Source organism: Streptomyces canus (assembly GCF_030816965.1).
Taxonomy (GTDB): domain Bacteria; phylum Actinomycetota; class Actinomycetes; order Streptomycetales; family Streptomycetaceae; genus Streptomyces; species Streptomyces canus_E.
The window spans coordinates 6,561,766-6,586,501 of record NZ_JAUSYQ010000002.1 but is presented as its reverse complement, the minus strand read 5'-3'; the positions used below and the strand labels follow the sequence as shown (position 1 = coordinate 6,586,501).

Annotated in this window: 23 protein-coding genes and 3 pseudogenes; 16 read left to right on the top strand and 10 right to left on the bottom strand. The window is 69.6% G+C overall.

Features of this window, described 5'->3' with window-relative positions; all coding sequences use genetic code 11:
- Nucleotides 1–18: 18 nt before the first annotated feature.
- Complete coding sequence (locus QF027_RS31405; protein ID WP_307078479.1) at nt 19–1,200, top strand: serpin family protein; 1,182 nt, start codon at nt 19–21, stop codon at nt 1,198–1,200.
- Between the two features lie 438 nt (nt 1,201–1,638).
- Here the strand turns inward: QF027_RS31405 and QF027_RS31400 are convergent, their stop codons facing one another.
- Nucleotides 1,639–2,469, bottom strand: coding sequence for an oxidoreductase (locus QF027_RS31400; RefSeq protein ID WP_306976824.1), 831 nt, complete (start codon nt 2,467–2,469; stop codon nt 1,639–1,641).
- 87 nt (nt 2,470–2,556) lie between these two features.
- Between QF027_RS31400 and QF027_RS31395 the strand changes: the two genes are divergently transcribed.
- From QF027_RS31395 to QF027_RS31380, 4 genes and pseudogenes are all read left to right on the top strand, one after another.
- A complete protein-coding gene (locus QF027_RS31395; protein WP_306976826.1) occupies nt 2,557–3,465 on the top strand; it encodes a LysR family transcriptional regulator in 909 nt (302 codons plus the stop codon).
- 439 nt (nt 3,466–3,904) lie between these two features.
- A pseudogene (locus tag QF027_RS31390) lies at nt 3,905–3,991 on the top strand (RidA family protein); the annotation flags it as partial.
- Between the two features lie 393 nt (nt 3,992–4,384).
- Nucleotides 4,385–4,708 (top strand): Fic family protein, encoded by a 324-nt coding sequence (locus QF027_RS31385; RefSeq protein WP_307078477.1) that lies wholly within the window; start codon nt 4,385–4,387, stop codon nt 4,706–4,708.
- Nucleotides 4,709–4,890: 182 nt separating this feature from the next.
- Nucleotides 4,891–5,442 (top strand): hypothetical protein, encoded by a 552-nt coding sequence (locus QF027_RS31380; RefSeq protein WP_307078475.1) that lies wholly within the window; start codon nt 4,891–4,893, stop codon nt 5,440–5,442.
- A gap of 169 nt (nt 5,443–5,611) precedes the next feature.
- On the opposite strand, the gene QF027_RS31375 is transcribed toward QF027_RS31380, so the two are convergent.
- The 3 genes from QF027_RS31375 to ychF all read right to left on the bottom strand — a co-directional run bounded on the left by QF027_RS31375 (nt 5,612) and on the right by ychF (nt 7,425).
- Nucleotides 5,612–5,866, bottom strand: a complete 255-nt coding sequence (locus QF027_RS31375; protein ID WP_009321768.1) for a Txe/YoeB family addiction module toxin — start codon at nt 5,864–5,866, stop codon at nt 5,612–5,614.
- A complete protein-coding gene (locus QF027_RS31370; RefSeq protein WP_125261986.1) occupies nt 5,863–6,144 on the bottom strand; it encodes a type II toxin-antitoxin system Phd/YefM family antitoxin in 282 nt (93 codons plus the stop codon). Before QF027_RS31370 ends, QF027_RS31375 begins: the two co-directional genes overlap by 4 nt.
- Before the next feature lie 192 nt (nt 6,145–6,336).
- Nucleotides 6,337–7,425 carry a redox-regulated ATPase YchF gene (ychF, locus tag QF027_RS31365; RefSeq protein ID WP_306976837.1) on the bottom strand — a complete coding sequence of 363 codons (1,089 nt, stop codon included), beginning with the start codon at nt 7,423–7,425 and terminating at the stop codon, nt 6,337–6,339.
- Nucleotides 7,426–7,602: 177 nt separating this feature from the next.
- Between ychF and QF027_RS31360 the strand changes: the two genes are divergently transcribed.
- Nucleotides 7,603–8,121, top strand: a complete 519-nt coding sequence (locus QF027_RS31360; RefSeq protein WP_306976839.1) for a DUF6542 domain-containing protein — start codon at nt 7,603–7,605, stop codon at nt 8,119–8,121.
- Between the two features lie 202 nt (nt 8,122–8,323).
- Here the strand turns inward: QF027_RS31360 and ppgK are convergent, their stop codons facing one another.
- Together ppgK and QF027_RS31350 are read right to left on the bottom strand one after the other, a co-directional pair.
- The gene (gene ppgK / locus QF027_RS31355; protein WP_307078472.1) at nt 8,324–9,067 is read right to left on the bottom strand and encodes a polyphosphate--glucose phosphotransferase; all 744 of its coding nucleotides are present in this window, start codon (nt 9,065–9,067) and stop codon (nt 8,324–8,326) included.
- Nucleotides 9,068–9,096: 29 nt separating this feature from the next.
- Complete coding sequence (locus QF027_RS31350) at nt 9,097–10,107, bottom strand: 4-hydroxy-3-methylbut-2-enyl diphosphate reductase (protein ID WP_306976843.1); 1,011 nt, start codon at nt 10,105–10,107, stop codon at nt 9,097–9,099.
- 106 nt (nt 10,108–10,213) lie between these two features.
- Between QF027_RS31350 and QF027_RS31345 the strand changes: the two are divergent.
- The 4 genes and pseudogenes from QF027_RS31345 to QF027_RS31330 all read left to right on the top strand — a co-directional run.
- A pseudogene (locus tag QF027_RS31345) lies at nt 10,214–10,354 on the top strand (amino acid permease); the annotation flags it as partial.
- A gap of 161 nt (nt 10,355–10,515) precedes the next feature.
- Nucleotides 10,516–11,724 (top strand): exodeoxyribonuclease VII large subunit, encoded by a 1,209-nt coding sequence (gene xseA, locus QF027_RS31340; RefSeq protein WP_307078471.1) that lies wholly within the window; start codon nt 10,516–10,518, stop codon nt 11,722–11,724.
- A 9-nt stretch (nt 11,725–11,733) separates the two neighbouring features.
- Nucleotides 11,734–11,970, top strand: coding sequence for an exodeoxyribonuclease VII small subunit (locus tag QF027_RS31335; protein ID WP_069763336.1), 237 nt, complete (start codon nt 11,734–11,736; stop codon nt 11,968–11,970).
- Between the two features lie 139 nt (nt 11,971–12,109).
- Entirely contained in the window at nt 12,110–12,700 is a 591-nt protein-coding gene (locus QF027_RS31330) for a malonic semialdehyde reductase (protein WP_307078469.1), read from the top strand.
- Between the two features lie 60 nt (nt 12,701–12,760).
- Here the strand turns inward: QF027_RS31330 and QF027_RS31325 are convergent, their stop codons facing one another.
- Nucleotides 12,761–13,282, bottom strand: coding sequence for a DUF4245 domain-containing protein (locus QF027_RS31325; protein WP_306976849.1), 522 nt, complete (start codon nt 13,280–13,282; stop codon nt 12,761–12,763).
- A 127-nt stretch (nt 13,283–13,409) separates the two neighbouring features.
- Here QF027_RS31325 and glpX point away from each other — a divergent pair, with 127 nt between their 5' ends.
- Nucleotides 13,410–14,444 (top strand): class II fructose-bisphosphatase, encoded by a 1,035-nt coding sequence (glpX, locus tag QF027_RS31320; RefSeq protein WP_037719931.1) that lies wholly within the window; start codon nt 13,410–13,412, stop codon nt 14,442–14,444.
- 151 nt (nt 14,445–14,595) lie between these two features.
- On the opposite strand, the gene QF027_RS31315 is transcribed toward glpX, so the two are convergent.
- The gene (locus QF027_RS31315; RefSeq protein ID WP_079072149.1) at nt 14,596–14,970 is read right to left on the bottom strand and encodes a WhiB family transcriptional regulator; all 375 of its coding nucleotides are present in this window, start codon (nt 14,968–14,970) and stop codon (nt 14,596–14,598) included.
- Nucleotides 14,971–15,144: 174 nt separating this feature from the next.
- The gene (locus QF027_RS31310) at nt 15,145–15,861 is read right to left on the bottom strand and encodes a DUF1707 SHOCT-like domain-containing protein (RefSeq protein WP_307078466.1); all 717 of its coding nucleotides are present in this window, start codon (nt 15,859–15,861) and stop codon (nt 15,145–15,147) included.
- A gap of 166 nt (nt 15,862–16,027) precedes the next feature.
- Between QF027_RS31310 and QF027_RS31305 the strand changes: the two are divergent.
- Nucleotides 16,028–17,696: pseudogene (locus QF027_RS31305) on the top strand (fumarate hydratase).
- A gap of 96 nt (nt 17,697–17,792) precedes the next feature.
- Here QF027_RS31305 and QF027_RS31300 read toward each other — a convergent pair.
- A complete protein-coding gene (locus QF027_RS31300; protein WP_307078464.1) occupies nt 17,793–18,935 on the bottom strand; it encodes an acyltransferase family protein in 1,143 nt (380 codons plus the stop codon).
- Nucleotides 18,936–19,266: 331 nt separating this feature from the next.
- Between QF027_RS31300 and QF027_RS31295 the strand changes: the two genes are divergently transcribed.
- The 4 genes from QF027_RS31295 (at nt 19,267) to QF027_RS31280 (ending at nt 24,701) form a co-directional block, all read left to right on the top strand.
- On the top strand, nt 19,267–19,686 hold the full coding sequence (locus tag QF027_RS31295; RefSeq protein ID WP_307078462.1) for a hypothetical protein: 420 nt from the start codon (nt 19,267–19,269) through the stop codon (nt 19,684–19,686).
- A gap of 433 nt (nt 19,687–20,119) precedes the next feature.
- A complete protein-coding gene (locus QF027_RS31290; protein WP_306986547.1) occupies nt 20,120–21,505 on the top strand; it encodes a class II fumarate hydratase in 1,386 nt (461 codons plus the stop codon).
- A 72-nt stretch (nt 21,506–21,577) separates the two neighbouring features.
- Complete coding sequence (gene fomD / locus QF027_RS31285; protein WP_307078459.1) at nt 21,578–22,270, top strand: cytidylyl-2-hydroxypropylphosphonate hydrolase; 693 nt, start codon at nt 21,578–21,580, stop codon at nt 22,268–22,270.
- A 295-nt stretch (nt 22,271–22,565) separates the two neighbouring features.
- Nucleotides 22,566–24,701: a SpoIIE family protein phosphatase gene (locus QF027_RS31280; RefSeq protein ID WP_307078457.1), complete on the top strand. Its 2,136-nt coding sequence runs from the start codon at nt 22,566–22,568 to the stop codon at nt 24,699–24,701.
- Nucleotides 24,702–24,736 lie beyond the last annotated feature (35 nt).

The following is a 24,736-nucleotide window of genomic DNA, read 5'->3' as shown; positions in this document are numbered from 1 at the left end:
GGGGCGGGCGGGGGCGGAATGCCGATCACGGGTGCGACGACCCAGGCGGTGAACGGGCTGACGGCGCGGTGGGCGGGGGTGTCTTCCGGGGGGACCGTGTTCTCGGCGGCCGGTGTGTGGCCGCTGCTGGCCTTCCTGGCCGACGGGGCCAGAGGCCCGGCGCGGGCCGAGCTGGCGCGGGCGCTCGGAGTGCCCGCGGAGCAAGCGGCCACGGCGGCGCGGGAGTTGCTCGCGGAACTGGCCGAATCGGAGGCGCTGGACTCGGCTCTCGGACTGTGGACCAGGCGGACGCTGGAGCTGCGCGAGGAGTGGGAGGCCGGGCTGCCCACCGACGCGCTCGGGGTCCTCACCGGCGATCCCGCCCTCGATCAGCGGGAGATGGACGCCTGGGCCGCGAAGCGGACGGGTGGGCTGATCGAGCGGATGCCGGTGGAGGCAGGGGACGACACCGAGCTGGTGCTGGCGAGCGCGCTGGCTCTGCGGACCACATGGCTGCGGCCCTTCGAGGTGCGTCCGGTACGGCCGTCCGCGGGCCCCTGGCAGGGCCGGACCCTGCGCGGGCTCAACCGCCGGAGTGTGCGGCTGGACCGGGTCGGCGTGGTGACCGCACCCGAGGGCCGGGTCACCGAGGTGAAGGTACTCGGCGACAACGGCATCGACGTCCATCTCCTGCTCGGGGACGAGCACATGACGCCAGGTCGGGTGATGGCGGCGGGGGCGGCCGCGCTCGACGGCACGTGTCCGGTCGTACGGGGGTCGTTGCTTCCGCACGGGCCCGCGGGGCCGGGACTGCGGGTCGAGGAGCGGCCGTGTGCCGGCCCGCGGCAACCGACGCTGGAGGTGACGACGGCGGCGTTCGAGGTGCGGGCGCACCACGATCTGCTGGACCTGCACGGACTGTTCGGCCTCACCGCGGCTCGGGACGCGCGGCAGGGGCACTTCGCCGGCATCAGCGCCGCGCCCCTGGCCGTCGGCTCCGCCCGGCAGTCCGTCCTGGCGCGCTTCGACGCGCTCGGATTCGAGGCGGCCGCGGTGACGGCGGTCGCGGCGGCGCCGGGTGGGGCGCCGCCCACGCCCCGATACACATCCACCGTGGTCACGGCCACCTTCGACCGCCCCTTCGCCTTCCTCGCCGTACACCGGGAGACACGGCTGGCGCTGACGGCGGGCTGGGTGACGGAACCGACGCCGTTCCGGTAGCCGCCCTGCGGTTCGGAGTGACGGGACGGACGCCGCTCCCGGCAGCGGTCCTGCGGCCCCGGCCGCCGAAGGCGATGGCTCACGTGGTCTTGCCCCAGGCGACGGGAACAGGGGACGGGACGGACGCCGCTCCCGGCAGCGGTCCTGTGGCCCCGGCCGCCGAAGGCGATGGCTCACGTGGTCTTGCCCCAGGCGACGGGAACAGGGGACGGGACGGACGCCGCTCCCGGCAGCGGTCCTGTGGCCCCGGCCGCCGAAGGCGATGGCTCACGTGGTCTTGCCCCAGGCGACGGGAACAGGGGACGGGACGGGTGCCGCTCCCGTAGTCGTCCTGTGGTCTCAGTGGCCGAAGGCGTTAGGCCGGGCGGTCTTCTTCCCAGGCGACGGGGCGGGGGGACAGAACCGGCGCCGCTAGCTGGCCCCCCCCCCCCGGCCGTCTCAGTCGTCGAAGGCGGTCGCCCGGGTGGTCTTCTCCCAGGCGGCCACGTCGTTCCGTACGCCGTCGAGGTGGTCGAGTACGGCGGTCACGGCGTCGTCGCCGAGGGGCAGCCGCAGCGGGGTCTCCTCGGCGGCGAGCGCGGCGAGGATCAGGGCCGCCGCCTTCGCGGGGTCGCCGGCCTGGGTGCCGTCGCCGCCGGAGACGAACCCGCGGGTCTCGCTCACCTTGGTGTAGACGCCGCTGTCGGCACTGGCTCCCGCATGGCTCACGTCGAACAGCGAGGTGCGGAAGGCGCCCGGCTCCACGATCAGCACCTTGATGCCGAACTCCCGCACCTCGTCAGCGAGCCCCTCGGACATGCCCTCCAGCGCGAACTTCGTCCCGCTGTACGCCGAGAACCCCGCGAAGGACATCTGCCCGCCCATGCTGCTCATCTGCACGATCGCCCCCGAGCGCCGCCCGCGCATGGAGGGCAGCACCGCCCTCGTGAGCGCCGCCGGCCCGAGGACATGCAGGTCGAACAGCTCGCGCAGTTCCTCGTCGGTGGTCTCCTCGAAGGCACCGACATGGGTCCGGCCGGCGTTGTTGACCAGCACGTCGATCCGCCCGTGCCGGGACACCACGTCCCGTACGACGGCCTCCGCGGCGGCCGTGTCGGTCACGTCCAGACGCAACGCCTCCACCTGGTCGGGATGGGCGGCCACCAGATCGTCCAGCGCCTCGGGTCGGCGGGCCGCGCCCACCACGACATCGCCGTCGGCCAGCGCCGCCTCGGCGATCGCCCGCCCGAACCCGCTGCTCGCGCCTGTGACCAGCCACACCTTGTTCATGACGACTCCTCGTGGTCCCGCCGTTCGTGTCACCAACCACCCTGCTGCGGAAGTCGGTTGCCCGTCCAAGACCCACGGTGATAACCGATGGCTATGACGACCGACGTACATGTACGGGATCTGCGCTACTTCCTGGCGGTGGCCGAGGAACTGCACTTCACGCGCGCGGCCGAGCGGTTGTACGTGTCGCAGCCCGCGCTGAGCAAGCAGATCCGGGTGCTGGAGCGGCAGTTGGGCGTTGAGCTGTTCCGGCGGGACCCGCGGGGCGTGCTGCTCACCGAGGCGGGCGAGGCACTGCTGCCGCACGCCCGGCAGGTGCTGGCGGCCTGGTCGGCGGCGGACGCCGCGATGGCGACGGCCCGGGCGGCGGAGCGCGGCACGCTGGTGGTCGGCATGAGCACCAGCCCCGGCCGCGGCGGTCTGCTCCCGGCGATCCGCTCCCGCTTCACGGCCGCACATCCGGAGGCGGTCGTACGGCTGCGGCAGATGAGCTGGCAGGACCCGACCGCGGGTCTCGCGGACGGCGAGACGGACGTCGCGTTCGTCTGGCTGCCGCTGCCCGACGAGGAGCGCTACGGATGGACCGTGGTCGCCGAGGAACCCCGCCTGGTCGCCCTCCCCGACAGCCATCCGCTCGCCGCCCGCGAGGAGGTCGACTTCACCGACCTGGCCGACGAACCGTTCCTCGCCCTGCCGCCGAGCGCGGGCCCCTTGCGCGACTTCTGGCTCGCGCTGGACGAACGCTCCGGCCGCCCTCCCCGCATCGGCGCGGAGATCGCCGGCACGGAGGAGACGTACGAGGCCCTCGTCGCGGGCCTGGGCATCTGCCTCGTGGCGGCCGGCAACGCCCCTCTGATCTCCCTGGGCGGGGTGGTCACCCGGCCGGTGCGCGGGATCGGGCCGAGCAGATACGTGCTGGCCTGGCGCAAGGAGGACGGGGGGCGACCACTGGTGCAGGGGTACGCGCAGGCGTGCCGGACGGTGACGGACGGCTGAGCGAGGCCGCCCTTCGACCTCGGGGTACCGCCGCGCGGGAAAGCGGGCGCGGCTGGGGAGGGGCTCGGCTCAGCCGTGCGGGCAGGCGGAGACGGCTCAGCCGTGGGGACAGTGGCGGCGGGGGCGCGCTTGCTCTGCGGGTCAGCAACCAGGAGCGCGGCTCAGGGGTGGGTTCAGCCACGTCGGGCGGACGGCCCCGAGCCGAGTCGTCCCCTGCGGGACGGTCGGCTCGGGAGTGGATTCAGCCGTGGATCAGCTGTTTGTCCTTGTCGGGGTCCTGGTTCGGGTCGGTTCGGGAGGCGAGTCGCCGACGCAGGTTCTCGCCCTCGACGTCGACGTCGGGCGCCGAGCATGTCGGCGATGCGGCGACGCAGGGTACGGACGGACATGCACCGGCGCTTGGCGACCAGTTCGTCCTTCGCGCCGGTGCACAGCCTCCGGATGTCCCACCACCACCATGCTCGGCGTGACGCGCCTGGCGATCCCTGGCCAGATGGTCGAACTCGAGGGCACCGCCGTCGCGTGATGTGACCCCGCCTGGTCCGCTGCTCGCTGTCGGTGAACCTGGGCGGGCAGCGGGCAGCGTTGATTCCGAGCCTCGTAGCGGAACTACCCGCCGCCCGGCGCATGTCAGTGCCGCCGACCGCACCCCGGCGAGACGGGCGCCTGGCGAGCAGGCCGCGTGCCACACGCTTCGAACACCATCGAGGGATACGCCGCAACAGTCGATGGAAGCCCTCATGTCCGGCGAGGAACCGCTGGAGACCGGGGAGAAGACGCGTGCCGAGCTGGAGTGCTACCAGCCGCGGTATGACCTACATCCAGGCCCTCGCCGACGCCGGTGACGACTTCCGGTACGACGCCGGCCTGCTCAACGGCCTGCGCTTCATGCTGCAAGGCCACCATCTCGACAAGCGCCATGGCCGCTGGCGCGACGACCCCGTCTACGTCACCAGCCCCGACGGCCCCCGCCCGCGCGTCCATGGCCCACCTCAACCCCGTCAAGATCCACCCCTGGAAGGACGGCAACGGACGCATGTCCCGCGCCCTGTCCAGCCTCGTGTTCTCCCGCGAGGCCCTGATGTCACCCGAGGTCTCCTCCATCGAGGAGTGGCTCGGCCGGGGACAGAACACGTACGCCTATTGCCAGGTCCTGGAGGTGGGCTATTACCAGGTTCTGGAGGTGGGCGGCCCGCATTGGAGCCCGAGCGGGACACCCGGCCCTGGATCCGGTTCTGCCTGACCGCACACCACCGGCAGGCCCAGCAGGCCCAGCGCCGCTTCGACCTCGTGTCGCGGGCCTGGACCCGCCCGGTCGAAAGACGTCGAGGCAACCGGCCTGGACGAGCGGGTCGTCTACGCCCTACTGTCCGGTGCTGCGCCGAGCCTGGCGACGAACGCAGCGACCTGTACTCACTGGGCTGCGTGATGTACGAAATGGTCACTGGATGGCCACCCTTCGGCGACACCCGCGCCGATCCCGTCGCTCTCGCCCAAGCTCACCAGAACAAGGCGCCCACGCCGCCGCGGGCCCGGGTGGCAGGAGTGCCAGCGACACTCGAAAAACTGATCATGGCCCTACTCGCCAAGGATCCCGAGCATCGGCCCCATAACGCGCGCGCCGTCGTCCGCGTGATCAAGGAGGTCGAGCAGGACCTCGATGCGTCCGGGCCAGAGCGACGTGCCGACGGCCCCTCGCAAGGGCCGGGCGCACCCATGTCCGACAACGGCTTCGCCGATCAACTGAGCGCTGCCGAACTCGCGGTACGACAGCTTGTCTGGAAGCACGGCCAGGATCATGCTCTGGTCATCACTGCGCGCATGGAACTTGCCGACCTCACTGGGCACAGCGGCGACGTGCGCGGAGCCGCCGAGCTGTACGACCGGCTGGGTCGGGATTGCAGCGCCTGGTTCGGTCCGGGACATAGCCGCACGCTAGACGCCTTTGAAGGTATGGCGCGGTGGGTTAGCGCCTGAGGCGAGGAGACGCAGTAGTGCATGCGTCAGGTCAGGGTATGGCCCGTGTCGGATTGCCGGGAGTGCTGCCCGTCGGGTCCTGGCCTCCCCCTGCGGAGGCTTCCGCTGCAATCGCGCTCCCGACATCTTCCGGCATGAGAGCGGTAACCCAGTACGGACAACCCCAAGGTCAGTAGTGATAGCGGGCTGCGAGGATCACGATCTCCTTGTCCGTAACCAGGTAGACCAGGCGATGCTCATCATCGATCCGCCTCGACCACGCCCCGGGCAAGTGGTACTTAAGCGGCTCGGGCTTGCCGATCCCCGTGAAGGGGTCCCGCTTGACGTCCTCAATGAGCTTGTTGATCCGAGCGAGCATCTTGCGGTCGTTCTTGAGCCACGAGGTGTAGTCCTCCCAGCCCTGGTCCTCGAAGACAAGCCTCACGCAGCACCCTCGGCAGGATCCGCCGCATCGGGATCAATCAGCTCGCGCTCCGAGACATTGATGTTGCTCAGAGCATTCTCGTACGCCTTGAGCAGGCGCCGTGCGTTCGCAGGCGAGCGCAGCAGGTACGAGCCCTCGCGCAGCGCCGCATAGTCCTCTGCCGAGACAAGTACGGCGTTGCCATGCTTGGACACGATCTCAATGGCCTCGTGATCGTCGTTGACCTTCTTGATCAGCGGAAAGAGAGCCTTGCGGGCTTCACTCGCAGTTATCGACATGGATTGACCCCCCTCTACCAAGTGGTACTGGATAAGGTACCACTTATGGCCCCTGAAGCGAGGCTAAATGAGTGACAGCCCGTCAGAAATCCCAGCACCATCCCAGCGCGGGAAAGAGCCAGGGGCCCGACTCCGATGAGTCGGGCCCCTCTGACCTGCGCATTTAACAAAGACGACGTGGTGGATTTGCGCCTAAACGTTGAAGCGGAACTCCACCACGTCCCCGTCCTGCATGACGTAGTCCTTGCCCTCCATCCGCGCCTTCCCCTTCGCGCGGGCCTCGGCCACCGAGCCGGTCTCCACCAGGTCGTCGAAGGAGATGACCTCCGCCTTGATGAAGCCCTTCTGGAAGTCGGTGTGGATCACGCCGGCCGCCTCGGGAGCCGTGGCGCCCTTCTTGATGGTCCAGGCGCGGGACTCCTTGGGGCCGGCCGTGAGGTAGGTCTGGAGGCCGAGGGTGTTGAAGCCGACGCGGGCGAGGGTGGTGAGGCCCGGCTCCTCGGCACCGACCGACTCCAGGAGCTCCATGGCGTCCTCCTCGTCGAGCTCGGCGAGGTCCGCCTCCAGCTTGGCGTTGAGGAAGATCGCCTCGGCGGGGGCGACCAGGGCGCGCTGCTCGTCCTTGAAGCCTTCGTCGACCAGTTCGTCCTCGTCGACGTTGAAGACGTACAGGAAGGGCTTCGTCGTCAGCAGGTGCAGGTCGTGCAGGAGCTCCTCGTTGCCGGAGCCCTGGACGATGCCCGCGGAGAACAGGGTGTCGCCCTTCTCCAGGATCTCCTTCGCCGCCTCGACCGCCGCGACCTTCGCCACGACGTCCTTCTTGATCCGCGACTCCTTCTGGAGGCGGGGCAGGACCTTCTCGATGGTCTGGAGGTCCGCGAGGATCAGCTCGGTGTTGATCGTCTCGATGTCGTCCTTGGGCGAGACCTTGCCGTCGACGTGGACGACGTTCTCGTCCTTGAAGGCGCGGATGACCTGGCAGATCGCGTCGGACTCGCGGATGTTCGCCAGGAACTTGTTGCCCAGGCCCTCACCCTCGGAGGCACCCTTCACGATGCCCGCGATGTCCACGAAGTCCACGGTCGCCGGAAGGATCTTCTGGGAGGAGAAGATCTCGGCCAGTTTCGCAAGGCGCGGGTCCGGGACGCCGACCACGCCGACGTTCGGCTCGATCGTGGCGAACGGGTAGTTGGCCGCCAGCACGTCGTTCTTGGTCAGGGCGTTGAACAGGGTCGACTTGCCGACATTCGGCAGACCGACGATTCCGATCGTGAGCGACACGTTGCGACTTCCCGTACGTGAGAGGAGACGTGAGGAGACTGGCGGCCAGGGGGCCGATCCACCAGTCTACGGCGTGTCGCAGCCCGCTCCGGCGGGCCTCTCGAACGCATGGCCAAGGTCTTTCCCACCGCGTGTCCGAGGAGCGATTCCACACATAAACAGACCTAGGTTGGTCCAGTGGAGCAACACAGGACCCGCCCCCCGCACAACGGAACGCGACGCCCGACCCAAGGAGCGCCGCTACCCTCGCAGGCCCGCGGCGAGCGCCGGCCGCCGGTGGCCCGCCGCCCGCCGCCGCCCGTCGTCCGGACGCTGCGACGGCTGCCCAACCCCAGACTCACCGGGCTCGGCGGAGGCCTGTTCTGCACCGCGCTCATGTTCGTGCTCGGCTGCCTCGTCTCCCTGCTGTTCGGCTCGTCGCTGACGGTGTACGGCGTGCTGTTCGTGCCGGTGAGTGTGCTGACGGCGGTCTGGATGCGCCGGGGCGATCTGCTGACCGCCCCGATCATCGTTCCGATCGCCTTCGCCGTCGGGCTCGTCCCGGTCGCCGACAGCGGCGGCGGCACCTCGGGCCGTCTGATGGGCCTGTTCACCGCGCTGGCCACCCAGGCCGGCTGGCTCTACGCCGGCACACTGGCCGCCGGCCTCATCGCACTGGTCCGCAGGATCCGCCTGGTGCGGGGGCGCTCGCGCTGACCTCGCAGGCCGGGGCACGAGGGACGGCTCCCGGGCCGCTCGGCTCCAGCCGCACGGTCGGGAGCGGCGCGAACCGGGGCGGCACCGGCGAAACGGATGGCCGGAGGTGCGAGTCGGGGCCCGTGTGGCGGTGCTGCCGTTGCCACCGGCCTCGGGCCCCCGCCCTCCTGACCCCTTCACCCCCCGCAACTCCGCGGCCCTCTTACTCCTGCGCCGCCCGCATCGCCGCCCCCACGATCCCCGCGTTGTTCTGGAGCTCCGCCGGGACGATCTCGGCCTTGATGCCCTCGATGTGCGGCAGGAACTTCTGGGCCTTGCGGCTGACGCCGCCGCCGATGATGAACAGCTCGGGCGAAAAGAGCATCTCGACATGGGCGAGGTACTTCTGGACGCGGTGGGCCCAGTGCTCCCAGGTGAGCTCCTCGTCCTCCCTGGCCTTGCTGGAGGCCTTCTTCTCCGCGTCGTGGCCGTGCAGTTCCAGGTGGCCCAGCTCGGTGTTGGGGACGAGGACGCCGTCGACGAAGACCGCGCTGCCGATGCCGGTGCCGAAGGTGAGGAGAATGACGGTGCCCTTGCGGTCCTTGCCCGCGCCGAAGTTCATCTCGGCGACGCCCGCCGCGTCCGCGTCGTTGACGACGGTCACCGGGAGTCCGCCGAGCCGCTCGCCGAACAACGCGCGCGCGTCGGTGTCGATCCAGCTCTTGTCGACATTGGCCGCCGTACGGATCGTCGAGCCGCCGGTGACCACGCCCGGGAAGGTCAGGCCGACCGGTCCCGTCCACCCGAAGTGGTCCACGACCTGCTTCACCCCGTCGGCCACCCCGTCGGGCGTCGCCGGTTGCGGGGTGAGCACCTTGTGGCGCTCCTGGGTGAGGTCGCCTTTGTCCAGGTCCACAGGGGCGCCCTTGATCCCGGATCCGCCGATGTCCAAGCCGAAGATCTGCATGGCCCTACGTTACGACGGACGACTGACAGTCACGCTTCCGAGGTCCCCTTACGCTCCGCGACCAGCGCCGCCGCCTCCTCGCGCAGGTCGCGCCGCAGTTCCTTCGGGAGCGAGAAGGTGATGGACTCCTCGGCCGCCTTCACGAGCTCCACGTCGCCGTAACCGCGCTGCGAAAGCCACTCCAGGACCTCCTCGACGAGTACCTCCGGCACCGAGGCACCCGAGGTCACGCCGACCGTGGTCACGCCCTCCAGCCAGGCCTCCTCGATCTCGCTCGCGTAGTCCACGAGGTAGGCCTCGCGGGAGCCGGCCAGCTTGGCGACCTCGACGAGCCGCTTGGAGTTGGAGGAGTTGCGGGAACCGACCACGATGACCAGCTCGGCCTCGGCACCCATCTGCTTCACCGCGAGCTGACGGTTCTGCGTGGCGTAGCAGATGTCGTCGCTGGGCGGGGAGATGAGCTGCGGGAACTTCTCCTTGAGGGCGTCGACGGTCTCCATCGTCTCGTCGACGGACAGCGTGGTCTGGGAGAGCCACACGACCTTCGACTCGTCGCGGACCTCGACCTTGGCGACGTCCGAGGGGCCGTCGACCAGCGTGATGTGGTCGGGGGCCTCGCCGGAGGTGCCGATGACCTCCTCGTGGCCCTCGTGGCCGATCAGGAGGATGTCGTAGTCCTCATTGGCGAAGCGGACAGCTTCCTTGTGGACCTTGGTGACCAGCGGGCAGGTCGCGTCGATGGTGGCGAGCTTGCCGCGCGCGGCCTCCTCGTGGACCACAGGGGCGACGCCGTGGGCCGAGAACATGACGATGTTGCCCGGCGGGACCTCCTCCGTCCGTTCGACGAAGACGGCGCCCTTCTTCTCCAGGGTCTGTACGACGTACTTGTTGTGGACGATCTCGTGCCGGACGTACACCGGAGCGCCGTACTGCTCCAGGGCTTTCTCGACGGCGATCACGGCGCGGTCCACACCCGCGCAGTAGCCACGGGGGGCGGCGAGCAGGACACGGCGGCCAGGCGAAGCAGTCATGCGTCCCATCGTAAGGCCGCGTCCGGCGGTCAAAGATCGCGTGCTCGTGACCTTCCCGGGAAGACTGACCCGGAGATGTGAGGGGCGGGGCGGGCGAGACACAGGCGGAGGCACCATGTCCGGTACCGGCACGGCGGACCGTACGACCGAGGAGGGACGCGGCGACCTGCGGCGCAGCCTGGGCTTCCCGGACCTCGTGGTCTACGGGCTGCTGTTCATCGCCCCCATGGCGCCGGTCGGCGTCTACGGCACCCTTGGCCGTGATCGTGGAGGCGTCGGAGGCGGCACAGGTGGTGGGCGCGGTGTGGTTGGTCGTGGGGCTGCTGGTGTCGGCGGGGCAACGAAGGAGGCCGGAACCAGCCGAGCAGTGACGGCCGGTGACGGTGCGTTGTCGTACCGGACCGTTACGCTCGCGGCATGGCTGTGAACTCGACTCCCGAAGCACCCCTGCCCGTCGGCGAGGTGTCGCGCCTGATCGGCGGCTGGATCGACCGCCTCGGTGCCGTGTGGGTCGAGGGCCAGATCACCCAGCTTTCCCGGCGCCCGGGCGCGGGCGTCGTCTTCCTCACGCTGCGCGATCCGTCGTACGACATCTCGGTGAGCGTCACCTGCTTCCGCCAGGTCTTCGACGAGATCTCCGATGTCGTCAGCGAGGGCGCGCGGGTCGTCGTACTGGCGAAGCCGGAGTGGTACGCGCCGCGGGGCCAGCTCTCGCTGCGGGCCGCCGAGATAAGGCCGGTCGGGGTCGGTGAGCTGCTGGCCCGGCTGGAGCAGTTGAAGAAGTCCCTCGCCGCGGAGGGGTTGTTCGCGCCGGAGCGCAAGAAGCCGTTGCCGTTCCTGCCGCAGCTCATCGGGTTGGTCTGCGGCCGGGCCTCGGCCGCCGAGCGGGACGTCCTGGAGAACGCGCGGCACCGCTGGCCGGCCGTCCGTTTCGAGGTGCGCAACGTCCCGGTGCAGGGCGTGCACGCCGTCCCCCAGGTCGTCCAGGCGGTCAAGGAACTCGACGCGCTGGACGACGTGGACGTGATCATCGTGGCGCGCGGCGGGGGCAGCGTGGAGGATCTGCTGCCGTTCTCCGACGAGCAGTTGGTGCGGGCGGTCGCGTCCTGTCGTACGCCGGTGGTGTCGGCGATCGGGCACGAGCCGGACACCCCGCTGCTCGACTACGTCGCCGACCTGCGGGCCTCCACGCCCACGGACGCGGCCAAGAAGGTCGTACCGGATGTGGGTGAGGAGTACGAGCGGGTGCGGGCGCTGCAGGACCGCGCGCGGCGGTGTGTCGAGTCCTTCCTCCAGCGGGAGGAGCGGGGCCTCGCGCAGGCCCTCGCGCGGCCGTCGATAGAGGATCCGCACCGGATGATCGACGAGCGCGCCGACCATGTGTCCTCCCTGGTCGACCGCGGCCGCCGCACCCTGGGCCATCTGCTGGACCGCGCCGACTCCGAACTGACGCACACGCACGCGCGCGTGGTGGCGCTCTCCCCTGCCGCCACCCTCCAGCGCGGGTACGCCGTGCTCCAGAAGGCCGACGGGCATGTGGTGCGGGCGCCGGACGAGGTGACGGCGGAGGAGACCCTGCGGGCGCGGGTCGCCGAGGGTGAGTTCGTTGTCCGAGTCGATGCATAGGGTGGGCGGATGACCAGCAAGGTGGCGGAAGAGGCGCTCGGGTACGAGCAGGCACGGGACGAGCTGATCGAGGTCGTACGGCGGCTGGAGGCGGGCGGTACGACGCTCGAGGAGTCCCTCGCGCTCTGGGAACGGGGCGAGGAGCTGGCCAAGGTGTGCCGGCGCTGGCTGGACGGGGCGCGGGCACGGCTGGACGCGGCGCTGGCCGAGGAGGAAGAGGCCGGGGCCGAGGGCGACGCCGAGTAGGAGATCTGGGGGTGAGCTGTGAAGCGGATCACCACGCCCCGGTTTTTGTTGAATGTTGAACTTCAGTCGCGTACCGTCGGGATCGTCAACCGGTCCCCGGTCCGTTTCCGGGGTCGACGCCACCCGAGAAGGTTCCCCCATGTCTCTCGTTCTTGACCCCGCCGCCCAGGACCTGCTGTTCCGCGAGGCCCGTACCGCGAACACCTTCACTGACGAGCCGGTGACCGACGAGCAGGTCCAGGCCATCTACGACCTGGTCAAGTACGGCCCGACCGCCTTCAACCAGAGCCCGCTGCGCATCACCCTGGTCCGCTCCGCCGAGGCCCGCGAGCGCCTGGTCCAGCACATGGCCGAGGGCAACCAGCCCAAGACCTCCACGGCCCCGCTGGTCGCGATCCTCTCCGCGGACAACGAGTTCCACGAGGAGCTGCCGGACCTCTTCCCGCACTTCCCGCAGGCCAAGGACGTCTTCTTCAGCGAGCGCCCCGCCCGCGAGGGTGCCGCCGGGCTGAATGCCGCCCTGCAGGCCGCGTACTTCATCATCGGCATCCGTGCCGCGGGCCTCGCCGCCGGTCCGATGACCGGTCTGGACTTCGAGGGCGTCCGCAAGGAGTTCCTGGACGACGACCACACCCCGCTGATGGTCGTCAACATCGGCAAGCCGGGCGAGGACGCCTGGTTCCCGCGCTCCCCGCGCCTGCCGTACGACGAGGTCGTCACCACCGTCTGAGACGGCTGACACACGTCGAGAGGGCCCGGCTGCCAGGCGGCCGGGCCCTCTCGTGCGCTCTCACGCCGTCTTGAGCGACTTCGCCATCTCGGCCAGCTGGGCGAACGATCCCGTGCCCGCGACCACCGTCGTCGCCCCGTCGCCGGTGTGCACGAGGGCGTCGTAGCGGCCGCCCGTGTACCGCGTCCAGGTGCGGCCCGCGATCTGCTGGGTCTGCTTGGTCGCCTCGCCGCCCTGGCTCGCCTCGTCGATGAACGTCGACGGCTTCTGAGTCGACTGTTCGATCTGCACGTACTGACCACCAGGGGCGTGGAAGCCGAGGTGCCAGGCGTCGAACTGGTCGCCCTGGAAGCGCACCGAGGTCGCCTTCCAGCCGGCCGGCAGGCCCTGGGGCGCGGCCACGGGGTAGGAGGCCGCGCGGCGGGCCGTGAGCAGCTCGACGCGGTAGTCGACCGTCTTGATGTCGGGAGCGGAGTCGTCGTGCGGGATGAACACGTAGATGACCGCCGCCGCGATCCCGATCAGGCCCAGGGAGAGAATCATGTCCCGGACCGTCTTCTGCTTGCCGTTCGAACCTGCCACGCCCCCTATCGTCGCAGGTGCCCGGTCCGCTCATCCGTGGGGTCCCCTGCTCATTTTGTCGGACTGAGGATAGAGTCGACGGTCGAACCCTCATCCGGCCGTCGTCGTATCAGAAAGGTGCGCTCCGATGACCGAGCATCATCATCTGCCGTCCGAACTCGAGGTCCCCTCAGAGGCCCCCGACCGCAACCTCGCCCTGGAACTCGTCCGGGTGACCGAAGCCGCCGCGATGGCCGCGGGCCGCTGGGTGGGCCGCGGCGAGAAGAACGGCGCCGACGGCGCCGCGGTGCGTGCCATGCGGTCCCTCGTCTCCACCGTGTCGATGAACGGCGTGGTCGTCATCGGCGAGGGCGAGAAGGACGAGGCCCCGATGCTCTTCAACGGAGAGCGCGTGGGTGACGGGACCGGGCCCGAGTGCGACATCGCCGTCGATCCGATCGACGGGACGACGCTGACCGCCAAGGGCATGCCGAACGCGATCGCCGTGCTGGCCGCGGCGGACCGTGGGTCGATGTTCGACCCGTCCGCCGTGTTCTACATGGACAAACTGGTCACCGGTCCCGAAGCCGCGGACTTCGTCGACATCAACGCGCCGGTCTCCGTGAACATCCGGCGGGTCGCCAAGGCCAAGCGGTCCACTCCGGAGGACGTGACCGTGGTCATCCTCGACCGGCCCCGGCACGAAGGGATCATCAAGGAGATCCGGGAGGCCGGGGCGCGGATCAAGCTGATCTCCGACGGTGACGTGGCGGGATCGATCTACGCGCTGCGCGAAGGCACCGGCGTCGACATGCTGCTGGGCATCGGCGGTACGCCCGAGGGGATCATCTCGGCCTGTGCCGTCAAGTGCCTCGGGGGGACGATCCAGGGCAAGCTGTGGCCGAAGGACGACGAGGAGCGGGCGCGGGCGATCGATGCCGGGCACGATCTGGACCGGGTGCTCATGACCGACGACCTGGTGTCCGGGGAGAACGTGTTCTTCGTGGCCACCGGGATCACCGACGGTGAGCTGCTGCGTGGTGTGCGGTACCGGTCGGAGACCGCGACGACCGACTCGATCGTGATGCGGTCGAAGTCGGGGACGGTTCGGCGGATCGACTCCGAGCACCGGCTCAGCAAGCTGCGGGCCTACAGCGCGATCGACTTCGACCGCGCGAAATAGCGCCCCACAGCTCGCGGGCTTCGGAGCATCGGCGGGTGCGGCTGCGCGGGGCTTCTCGCGCAGTTCCCCGCGCCGCTGAGGGAGTCCGGTCGCCCCTCGCGAGAAGGCGCCCCCAGTGCGGAGGGGGCGCCTTCTCCTCTTGTCCTTGTCCTCAGCCCGCCTGGGCTATGCGCGCCGCCCTCGCCGCCTTCTGCAGTTCCAGGTCGCGGCGGCGCCTGCGGGCCAGGACCACCCGGCGTTCCGCTGCGGTGAGGCCGCCCCAGACGCCGTAGGGCTCGGGTTGGAGCAGAGCGTGTTCGCGGCACTCGACCATGACGGGACAGCGGGCGCAGACGCGCTTCGCGGCCTCCTCGCGGGAGAGCCTGGCGGCGGTGGGTTCCTTGGACGGGGCGAAGAACAGGCCGGCCTCGTCGCGCCGGCACACCGCCTCGGTGTGCCATGGAGCGTCTTGGTCCCTGTCCCGCACTGGCACCCGCTGGGCCGGAACGGCAGCTACCTGCAGGGACGAATGCGGCGGTTGCAGCACGGTCTACTCCTGACGACGGCTTCGCGAGCGAGAGACGATGCAGCAAGCCCTACCCGCTGTGCGCGCGCCTATGCACTGAGTCCCGAACCGCTGGATCGCGGGCGGTCGCGTGCGCTTCCGGGAGCCCACCACGGGCGGATCCGTTCGCCTTGGACGCGTCCGGATTCACACCCGTCAATGATCCGGGTGTTTGCGCAAACTCTTGTCGACCTTGCGATCGACCGCGCGCTGAACCCGGTCGAGGATGTCCGCGACGAGCCTGCCCCGCTTCGGCTTCGCGTCGACACTGCCGAGGACCGCCCAGCCGTCGACGTACACCACGGGCGCGTCCTGCTCGGCCGAGTCGAGCGTGTCCACCTGGAAGTCGCCGAGGACACCGACTCCCGTGCCGCGCAGCGAGATGTTCTCGGGGACGCGCACCTCGACGCTGCCGCAGAGCGAGAACGCCTTGATCACGACCTGGCGGTACTCGAAGATCGCCTCACTGAGGTCGATCTCCACGCTGCCGAAGATCGCGTAGGCGTGGATACGACGGCCCGCGCGCCAGCGGCCCTTGCGGACGGCGGCACTCAGGACCGCCACCACGTTGTCGTCCGGGTCGTGGGGTATCGCGTCGGTCGGGCGGTTCGGGGCCGGGGTCCAGGCCGGGGCGGCACGGCGCTCGTGAGCCGCCGGCAGGTCCCGTATGAAGACCTCCAGCTCGCCCACCGTCTTGGCGCTCAGCACCCCCTCGACCCGCTCCGCGTGCTCGTCCGCGGTGAGGCGGCCCTCGGCGAGGGCCTCGCGCAGGATGTCGGCGATACGGTCGCGGTCGGCGTCCGAGGCACGCAGGTCGGCCACCGCGTGTGCGGGGTCCGCGTGTTTCTGAAGGTCGGGCTTCTGAAGGTCCACGGCAGCAGCGTACCGAAACGCGATAGATCGCGACTAGACCTGTGGGCAACTCTCGGCGAACCGACTGAGCCTTACCTCACAAGCTCCCGCCCCTGGACAGGTTCTACGCTGGTGAGGCCCGCCAACGGAGGTGGGTGGCCGTCTTTCGAGTGAGGAATGGGCTGAGATGCCTGAGTTCGCGTATACGGATCTGCTCCCCATGGGAGAGGACACCACCCCCTACCGGCTGGTGACCTCCGAGGGTGTCTCCACCTTCGAGGCCGACGGGCGGACCTTCCTCAAGGTGGAGCCGGAGGCGCTGCGCAAGCTCGCCACGGAGGCCATCCACGACATCCAGCACTACCTGCGGCCCGCGCACCTCGCTCAGCTGCGGCGGATCATCGACGACCCCGAGGCGTCGAGCAACGACAAGTTCGTGGCCCTGGACCTGCTGAAGAACGCGAACATCGCGGCGGCGGGCGTCCTCCCGATGTGCCAGGACACCGGCACCGCGATCGTCATGGGCAAGCGCGGCCAGAACGTGCTGACGGCGGGCGGTGACGAGGAGGCGCTGTCGAAGGGCATCTACGACGCGTATCTGAACCTCAACCTGCGCTACTCGCAGATGGCCCCGCTGACCATGTGGGACGAGAAGAACACCGGTTCCAACCTCCCCGCGCAGATCGAGCTGTACGCCACCGACGGCGGCGCGTACAAGTTCCTGTTCATGGCCAAGGGCGGCGGTTCGGCCAACAAGTCGTTCCTCTACCAGGAGACGAAGGCCGTCCTGAACGAGGCCTCCATGATGAAGTTCCTGGAGGAGAAGATCCGTTCGCTCGGTACGGCCGCCTGTCCGCCGTACCACCTGGCGATCGTCGTGGGCGGTACGTCGGCCGAGTACGCGCTGAAGACCGCCAAGTACGCCTCCGCGCACTACCTGGACGAGATTCCGGCCGAGGGCTCGGAGCTCGGGCACGGTTTCCGGGACAAGGAGCTGGAGGAGAAGGTCTTCGAGCTGACGCAGAAGATCGGGATCGGGGCGCAGTTCGGCGGCAAGTACTTCTGCCACGACGTGCGTGTCGTACGACTGCCCCGGCACGGCGCGTCCTGCCCGGTCGCCATCGCCGTGTCCTGCTCGGCCGATCGCCAGGCCGTGGCGGAAGATCACCGCGGAGGGGGTGTTCCTGGAGCAGCTGGAGACGGACCCGGCGCGGTTCCTGCCCGAGACGACGGACGAGCACCTCGAGTCCGACGGTGACGTCGTCAAGATCGACCTCAACCAGCCGATGGACGACATCCTCGCGGAGCTCACCAAGTACCCGGTGAAGACGCGGCTTTCGCTGACCGGTCCGCTCGTGGTCGCGCGTGACATCGCGCACGCCAAGATCAAGGAGCGTCTTGACGCGGGCGAGGAGATGCCGCAGTACCTGAAGGACCACCCGGTGTACTACGCGGGTCCGGCGAAGACGCCCGAGGGTTACGCGTCCGGTTCCTTCGGCCCGACGACGGCCGGCCGCATGGACTCCTACGTCGAGCAGTTCCAGGCGGCGGGCGGATCCAAGGTGATGCTGGCCAAGGGCAACCGCAGCAAGCAGGTCACCGACGCGTGTGATGCGCACGGCGGCTTCTACCTCGGCTCCATCGGCGGCCCGGCCGCCCGGCTCGCCCAGGACTGCATCAAGAAGGTCGAGGTCGTCGAGTACGAGGAGCTCGGCATGGAGGCGGTCTGGAAGATCGAGGTCGAGGACTTCCCGGCGTTCATCGTCGTCGACGACAAGGGCAACGACTTCTTCCAAGATCCCGCGCCTGCGCCGACGTTCACGTCGATCCCGGTGCGAGGACCGGGCCTGAGCTGACCCGGCGGCGAAACCCATAGCGACACCCGTAGAGAGCCCCTGGCGAGCCCAGGGGCTCTGTCGTGCCCTCGTGTACTCATGAACCAGGAGCGGCCCTTACGGGCCCGGGTGGGGCCGCGCTCCGTGCGGCGCCGAGTCGGCGACACCATCGTCCTCTGCCGCGCGCCCTCCTGGCAGGGCGACGTGACCCGGAGCAGGCAGGGGCTCCCTACCCTTCACCTTCGGGCGGCGCGTCAGCCACCGTCGTGCCGGCGTCTCGTACTTATCGGTCAGGACAAGGCCCCCTGTCACCAGCATGGCCATGAACACGAATCCGCCCCACGGGGCAAATGATTCCAACCGCTGTCCGGAGACTTGCAGGACGACAGCGTAAAGAAGGACTGCCAGCGGGTGATGCAGCACATACACGCAGTAGGACGCCTTGCCCAGCGATTCGTACACGCGTTGGGTGCCGGATCGTGGCTCGCTCCTCGCACCAAGCAGGACGACAAGCGGGAACACGAACAGCACAGACAGGAGCGCCCCGATCAGGCCAGGCCTGAAGAACGCCATCACAGGCAGTACGCCCATCAAGACCAGCGGCGGAATCCGGGGCGTACGCACCTTGTCCCGCAGGCGGTAGATCAATAGGCCGACGGCGAAGGAGTAACCCACCCGGGCGAGCCCTCCGGGAAAGTTGACCCACGCCACACCCAGGCCAGGGGTTTCCCAGTACATCAGCGCCCATGAATAGAATCCGCCGCACACCACAACCGCGCCTGCGAGGACTTTGACGGACTGAAGCGGGCGCCAGAAAACCGCCCACACCAGATTCGCCAGGAGTTCGAAGAAGATCGACCACATCGGGGCATTGAAGGGAAAGGCAGGCGACAGCGGTGCCGGCAGCATGAACACGGCAAACGGAAGCGCAATGAGCAGATCGCTCCAGGTCCACGCCACCGTGGGTGAGTCGTACAGCCACATCGCCTGGCGGACGATCCCCAGGAGGAGCCCCACGGCGTACAGCGGACACAGTCGCACCCAGCGCTGACGAAGGAACGTCAGAGGGGTCATCCCCTGACGGAAACGATCCTCATAGGCATGAGCAAGCACAAAGCCACTGAGTACGAAGAAGAGATCGACAGCCAAACCCAAGAATTCCGGCATCACCCCGAACAGTCGTGGGGAATGCACGGCTACAATGCACAGGGCCGCGACACCACGAATGCCGTGAAGTGTCCGGTAGTTCTTGACCGGCATCAACGGGATACCCCTCGGAAGAAAAGGACTTGATGCTCTCGCAATACGCGAGGGCGATGGTCACTTTAGCCTCGATTTCCCGTTTTCGTCTGTTATCGACCGCCCTGGGCGAGGTTTCCCCGAAGTGTGATGAAGTGCCCGCGACACGCCAAATCGGAATACCATCCTCCTGGCGCTCGAATCGGTGGCCGAACGGGAACACCGAGGGTGCCTCGCGGCGCCACGTCCGCGTCCCGCCTGGGCCTGCGCGGGGCACTGATGGGCGCAGGGCGGGCGTCGTTCAGAGGTCGGTTCAGCCTGCGCGGACGACGAGGCTGACCGGGTCGCCGTTGTGGACGATCTTCGGGGCGCGCGGGACACCCCGATCACCGAGCCCGGCTTGCAGTCCCTGGTGGCCTTCTCCAGGTACGACTTGGCGCAGTCCAGGGGCCGGTCCGCCATATCGGCCGGGACGTTCGGGTTCTCGTCGTACAGCAGGGTGGTGGCGTCGCTCCTGGTGGCCGTGCCGGTGGCCGTCGAGGGCGAACCGCTGCTGTTGCTCGCGACCGAGGTGGCCAGGACCGACCCCTGCCCGCCGCGTGAGGGCGGTGGCGACGACGGCGGCGGCGACGGTCCGGCGGCGACAGGTGCGGCGCAGGATCTGCGGCACGTCGAACTCCGGGTCTCGGCGGAGTCCGCGAATCGGTTCATGGCATTCGTCAGTTCTTCTTCGAAGGGTGTGCAGCCGGAAGGCCGTGCCTCGTCGTACTAGGACATCGGATTCCTTCTGTCTGTCCCGCAGCACCACGACCGTCCGCGTCCGCATGGGCAGTTGCTGCGGCGCGCACACCAACCGGCCCTACTGTCGAGCTGTCCGTGCTCGTCGCCGGGGCGGCCCGGTCGGGGCCGTCCGCCTGCTGGACCGAACGGCGGAAGGGGCACCATGATCCGCCGCACGTAGGCGTCCCGGGCGTCCTTGCCGGAGATCGTGCGCCACTTGCGGCAGGCCCTCCAGGGCCTCCAGGGCCTCCAGGAGCAGTCCTCGGCGCCGTCCCGGTTCCAGTCAGGACGAGCGCGCCCCGGAACAGCACGGCCGACCGGGCGGCCACGAAGGCGTGGAAGTCATGACCTGGATCACACGGCAAACGGCACCCGGGCAGCCCACCGTCCGGAACATCCCCGGCGTCCCGTTCGCTGTACTGAACATGAGCGAATACCGCATCGAGCACGATTCCATGGGCGAGGTCCGGGTCCCCGTCGACGCCAAGTGGCGGGCGCAGACGCAGCGGGCCGTGGAGAACTTCCCGATCTCGGGGCAGCGCATCGAACGCGCCCACATCGAGGCGCTGGCGCGCATCAAGGGCGCCGCGGCGAAGGTGAACGCCGGTCTCGGTGTGCTCGACAAGGACATCGCCGACGCGATCCAGGAGGCGGCGGCCGAAGTCGCCGAGGGGCAGTGGGACGAGCACTTCCCGGTGGACGTGTTCCAGACCGGCTCCGGCACCTCGTCCAACATGAACACCAACGAGGTCATCGCGACGCTGGCGACGGAGCGGCTCGGCCGTGACGTGCACCCCAACGACCACGTCAACGCCTCCCAGTCGTCCAACGACGTCTTCCCCTCCTCCATCCACATCGCCGCCACCGCCGCCGTCACCCGGGATCTGATCCCCGCCCTCGACCATCTCGCCACGGCCCTCGCCCGCAAGTCCGAGGAGTTCGCCGATGTCGTCAAGTCCGGGCGGACCCATCTGATGGACGCGACCCCGGTGACCCTGGGGCAGGAGTTCGGGGGGTACACGGCACAGGTGCGGTACGGCATCGAGCGGCTGCAGGCCTCTCTTCCCCGGCTCGCCGAACTGCCGTTGGGCGGCACCGCGGTCGGTACCGGCATCAACACCCCGCCCGGTTTCCCCGCCGCTGTCATCGAGGAGGTCGCCCGCACCACCGGGCTGCCGCTCACCGAGGCGCGGGACCACTTCGAGGCGCAGGGCGCCCGGGACGGGATCGTCGAGACCAGTGGACAGCTCAGGACCATCGCTGTCGGTCTGACGAAGATCGCGAATGATCTGCGGTGGATGTCCTCCGGGCCCAGGACCGGGCTCGCGGAGATCTCCCTGCCCGACCTCCAGCCCGGCTCGTCGATCATGCCCGGCAAGGTCAACCCCGTGATCCCGGAGGCCGTCCTCATGGTCGCCGCCCAGGTCGTCGGGAACGACGCGACCGTCGCCACCGCCGGTGCGGCCGGCAACTTCGAGCTCAACGTCATGCTGCCGGTCATCGCCAAGAACGTCCTGGAGTCGGTCCGGCTGCTCGCCAACGTGTCCCGGCTGCTGGCCGACCGGACCGTCGACGGGATCGTCGCGCACCGCGAACGCGCCCGGGAGTACGCCGAGTCCTCGCCCTCCGTGGTCACCCCGCTCAACAAGTACATCGGGTACGAGGAGGCCGCGAAGGTCGCCAAGAAGGCCCTCGCGGAGCTGAAGACGATCCGCCAGGTCGTGCTGGAGAGCGGCTATGTCGAACGCGGCGATCTCACGGAGGAGCAGCTCGACGAGGCGCTGGATGTCCTGCGGATGACACGGCCGTAACCTTTCCCCGCCCCGGGGTGAACCGTGACGCGCACCGCAGCGTCGTATGCCTACGGCACCTAATATCTGGTCATGGCAGACGGTGGAGCGGTGAGAGCGGTGGAAGCGGGTACGTCGGCGCACTTCTGGGAGCCCGGGAGTCAGATCCTGTGGCGCTACCGGGAGAACGCCGGCACGCACGTCCACATCGCCCGCCCGGTCACCGTCGTACGCGACGACGAGGACCTGCTCGCCGTGTGGCTGGCACCGGGCACCGAGTGTGTGAAGCCGGTGCTGGCCGACGGCACCGCGGTGCATGCCGAGCCGTTGGAGTCGCGTTACACCAAGCCGCGTTCCGTGCAGCGGGACCGCTGGTTCGGCACCGGGGTGCTGAAGCTGGCGCGGCCGGGACTGCCGTGGTCGGTGTGGCTGTTCTGGGAGCCGGGCTGGCGGTTCAAGAACTGGTATGTGAACCTCGAGGAGCCGCTGGCTCGGTGGGCCGGGGGTGTGGACTCCGAGGACCACTTCCTGGACATCACCGTGGATCCGGACCGTGGTTGGCAGTGGCGGGACGAGGACGAGTTCGCGCAGGCCCAGCAGGACGGGCTGATGGGCCCGGACCAGGCCGAACAGGTCAGGGAGGCCGGGCGGTCCGCGGTGGAGGTGATCCGCGCCTGGGGCCCGCCGTTCTCGGACGGCTGGCCCGACTGGCGGCCCGATCCGTCCTGGACTGTGCCGCTTCTTCCGGAAGACTGGGACCGTATGCCCGCGCACTTGTCCTCATGAGACCCTTGATGCGCCCCGGGGCTGCAAACGTAGGATCGTCCTCCGCAAGAGAGCGCAGCGGCAACTACCGGAGCGGGCACTTGGCTTGACCGATCGTCACCGAGGGGCGGCAGGACGTGAGCGTGGGGAATGAGGGCAACACCGGTACGGGCCGCGAAAGCTTGACCAAAAACGCAGGAACAGCCCCTGACCACGCGGGAATTCCGTTCCTGGGACACGCATTCCGGGTATCGGGATTTCGGCGGGACCAACTGCGCGTACGGCGTGCAGCCCCGGACGGACGGATTCGACACGCGTGACGGAGCACCCGACCTCCTTCGAACGCCCCCAGCCGGGCGTCGACCCCACGGACCCCCGCGGGGCGCTCCTGCGTTCCCCGGCGCCACCGTCCGCCCAGGGCGTCGAGGCGCCGACGGCTTTACCCGTCCAGGCCCGCTCCGGTGACCCCACGCCGGACGCGGCACCCGTCGTCCAGGGCAGCAGCACGACCGGCAGGACCGGTACGACCGGTAACAACAAGGACATGGGCATGAACCCGGCCGCTACCGGCCCCGAGCACTCCCAGCCGGCCGCCGCCGAGCAGGACACGCATCGCCCGCGGCCGGTGTCCGAAGGCGTCCCGGTCCAGCCGGGCGCCGAGGAGGACCGGCCCCAGAGCGGCGTGGGCGGCGAGGAGCGCCGTACCGGACACGGCGCGGTCCCCGGCCGGCCCACGCCCATGCGGCGGGACGGCGACCGGCTGCGCTTCGTGGGCGCGGCGACCCGCCGGATCGCCCGCGGCATCGACCTGGACGAGATCGTGATGGGTCTGTGCCGGGCGACCGTGCCGACCTTCTCGGATGCGATCCTCGTCTATCTGCGCGACCCGCTGCCCGTCGGCGACGAGCGGCCCACCGGCCCTCTTGTGCTCCGGCTGCGGCGCAGTGACCGGATCCCACAGCAGGAGCGGGACCTGGAAGACGGCATCCTGCCGGTGCCGGTGCCGGAGAACCCGACCGAGCTGGACGCCCTCGGCACCGAACTGTGCGAGGTGCAGCCGGGCAGTGCGCTCGCCGAGGTGCTGCGCGGGGTGCGGCCGGTCTTCACGGACACGCCCGCGGCCCGCGCCGCGCTGCCCGAGCTGCTCGGCGAGGGCGGCGAGTTCACCGTACCGACCGGTCGGCGGTCGATTCTGGCCCCGCTGCGCGGCCGGCGCCGGGTCATCGGCGCCGCCCTGTTCCTGCGCCGCCCCGACCGCGTCCCCTTCGACCCGGACGACCTGCTCGTCGCCGCCCAGCTCGCCACGCACAGCGCGCTGGGCATCGACAAGGCGGTCCTCTACGGCCGTGAGGCGTACATCGCCGACGAGCTGCAGCGCACCATGCTGCCCGAGACGCTCCCGCGGCCGACGGGAGTGCGGCTGGCGTCGCGCTATCTGCCCGCCGCCGAGACGGCCCGGGTGGGCGGTGACTGGTACGACGCGATCCCGCTGCCGGGCAGCCGGGTCGCCCTGGTCGTGGGTGACGTGATGGGCCATTCCATGACGTCCGCGGCGATCATGGGTCAGTTGCGGACCACGGCACAGACGCTGGCCGGGCTCGATCTGCCCCCGCAGGAGGTGCTGCACCACCTCGACGAGCAGGCGCAGCGGCTCGGTACGGACCGTATGGCGACCTGCCTCTACGCCGTGTACGACCCGGTGTCGCACCGCATCACCATCGCCAACGCCGGTCATCCGCCACCGGTGCTGCTGCACCTGGGCGGCCGTGCCGAGGTGCTCCGGGTGCCGCCGGGCGCGCCGATCGGTGTCGGGGGCGTGGACTTCGAGGCCGTGGAGCTGGACGCGCCGGCCGGGGCAACGCTGTTGCTGTACACCGACGGGCTTGTCGAGTCCCGGCTGCGGGACGTGTGGACCGGCATAGAGCAGTTGCGGGAGAAGCTCGCCGCGACGGCTCAGCTCACCGGACCGGATCATCCGCCGCCGCTGGAGGCGCTGTGCGACGAGGTGCTCGACATGCTCGGGCCGGGTGACCGGGACGACGACATCGCGTTGCTCGCGGCCCGCTTCGACGGGATCGCGCCCAGTGATGTGGCGTACTGGTTCCTGGAGCCGGAGGACGCGGCGCCGGGGCGTGCGCGGCGCCTCGCGCGGCGGGCGCTGTCCCGCTGGGGCATGGAGGATCTCACCGACTCCGTCGAGCTGTTGGTGAGTGAGGTCGTCACCAACGCGGTGCGGTACGCGACCCGGCCGGTGACGCTTCGGTTGCTGCGGACCGATGTGCTGCGGTGCGAGGTCGGGGACGACGTGCCGCAACTGCCGCGGCTGCGGCAGGCCCGGGCCACCGATGAGGGTGGGCGAGGGCTGTACCTCGTCAACCGGCTGGCCCGGCGGTGGGGAGCGACCCGGCTCAGCACCGGCAAGGTGGTGTGGTTCGAGCTCAACAGGAGCTGAAGCACCGCTGACATGCGAGAAGGGGCGCCCGGTGG

Bases quoted from the DNA above. Each gene is read 5' to 3' on its own strand.
- QF027_RS31405 (WP_307078479.1), top strand. From the start codon at position 19: ATGCCGATCACGGGTGCGACGACCCAGGCGGTGAACGGGCTGACGGCG.
- QF027_RS31400 (WP_306976824.1), bottom strand. From the start codon at position 2,469: ATGAACAAGGTGTGGCTGGTCACAGGCGCGAGCAGCGGGTTCGGGCGG.
- QF027_RS31395 (WP_306976826.1), top strand. From the start codon at position 2,557: ATGGCTATGACGACCGACGTACATGTACGGGATCTGCGCTACTTCCTG.
- QF027_RS31385 (WP_307078477.1), top strand. From the start codon at position 4,385: ATGGCCGCTGGCGCGACGACCCCGTCTACGTCACCAGCCCCGACGGCC.
- QF027_RS31370 (WP_125261986.1), bottom strand. From the start codon at position 6,144: ATGTCGATAACTGCGAGTGAAGCCCGCAAGGCTCTCTTTCCGCTGATC.
- ppgK (WP_307078472.1), bottom strand. From the start codon at position 9,067: ATGCAGATCTTCGGCTTGGACATCGGCGGATCCGGGATCAAGGGCGCC.
- QF027_RS31350 (WP_306976843.1), bottom strand. From the start codon at position 10,107: ATGGGACGCATGACTGCTTCGCCTGGCCGCCGTGTCCTGCTCGCCGCC.
- xseA (WP_307078471.1), top strand. From the start codon at position 10,516: ATGGCTGTGAACTCGACTCCCGAAGCACCCCTGCCCGTCGGCGAGGTG.
- QF027_RS31335 (WP_069763336.1), top strand. From the start codon at position 11,734: ATGACCAGCAAGGTGGCGGAAGAGGCGCTCGGGTACGAGCAGGCACGG.
- QF027_RS31330 (WP_307078469.1), top strand. From the start codon at position 12,110: ATGTCTCTCGTTCTTGACCCCGCCGCCCAGGACCTGCTGTTCCGCGAG.
- glpX (WP_037719931.1), top strand. From the start codon at position 13,410: ATGACCGAGCATCATCATCTGCCGTCCGAACTCGAGGTCCCCTCAGAG.
- QF027_RS31300 (WP_307078464.1), bottom strand. From the start codon at position 18,935: ATGCCGGTCAAGAACTACCGGACACTTCACGGCATTCGTGGTGTCGCG.
- QF027_RS31290 (WP_306986547.1), top strand. From the start codon at position 20,120: ATGAGCGAATACCGCATCGAGCACGATTCCATGGGCGAGGTCCGGGTC.
- fomD (WP_307078459.1), top strand. From the start codon at position 21,578: ATGGCAGACGGTGGAGCGGTGAGAGCGGTGGAAGCGGGTACGTCGGCG.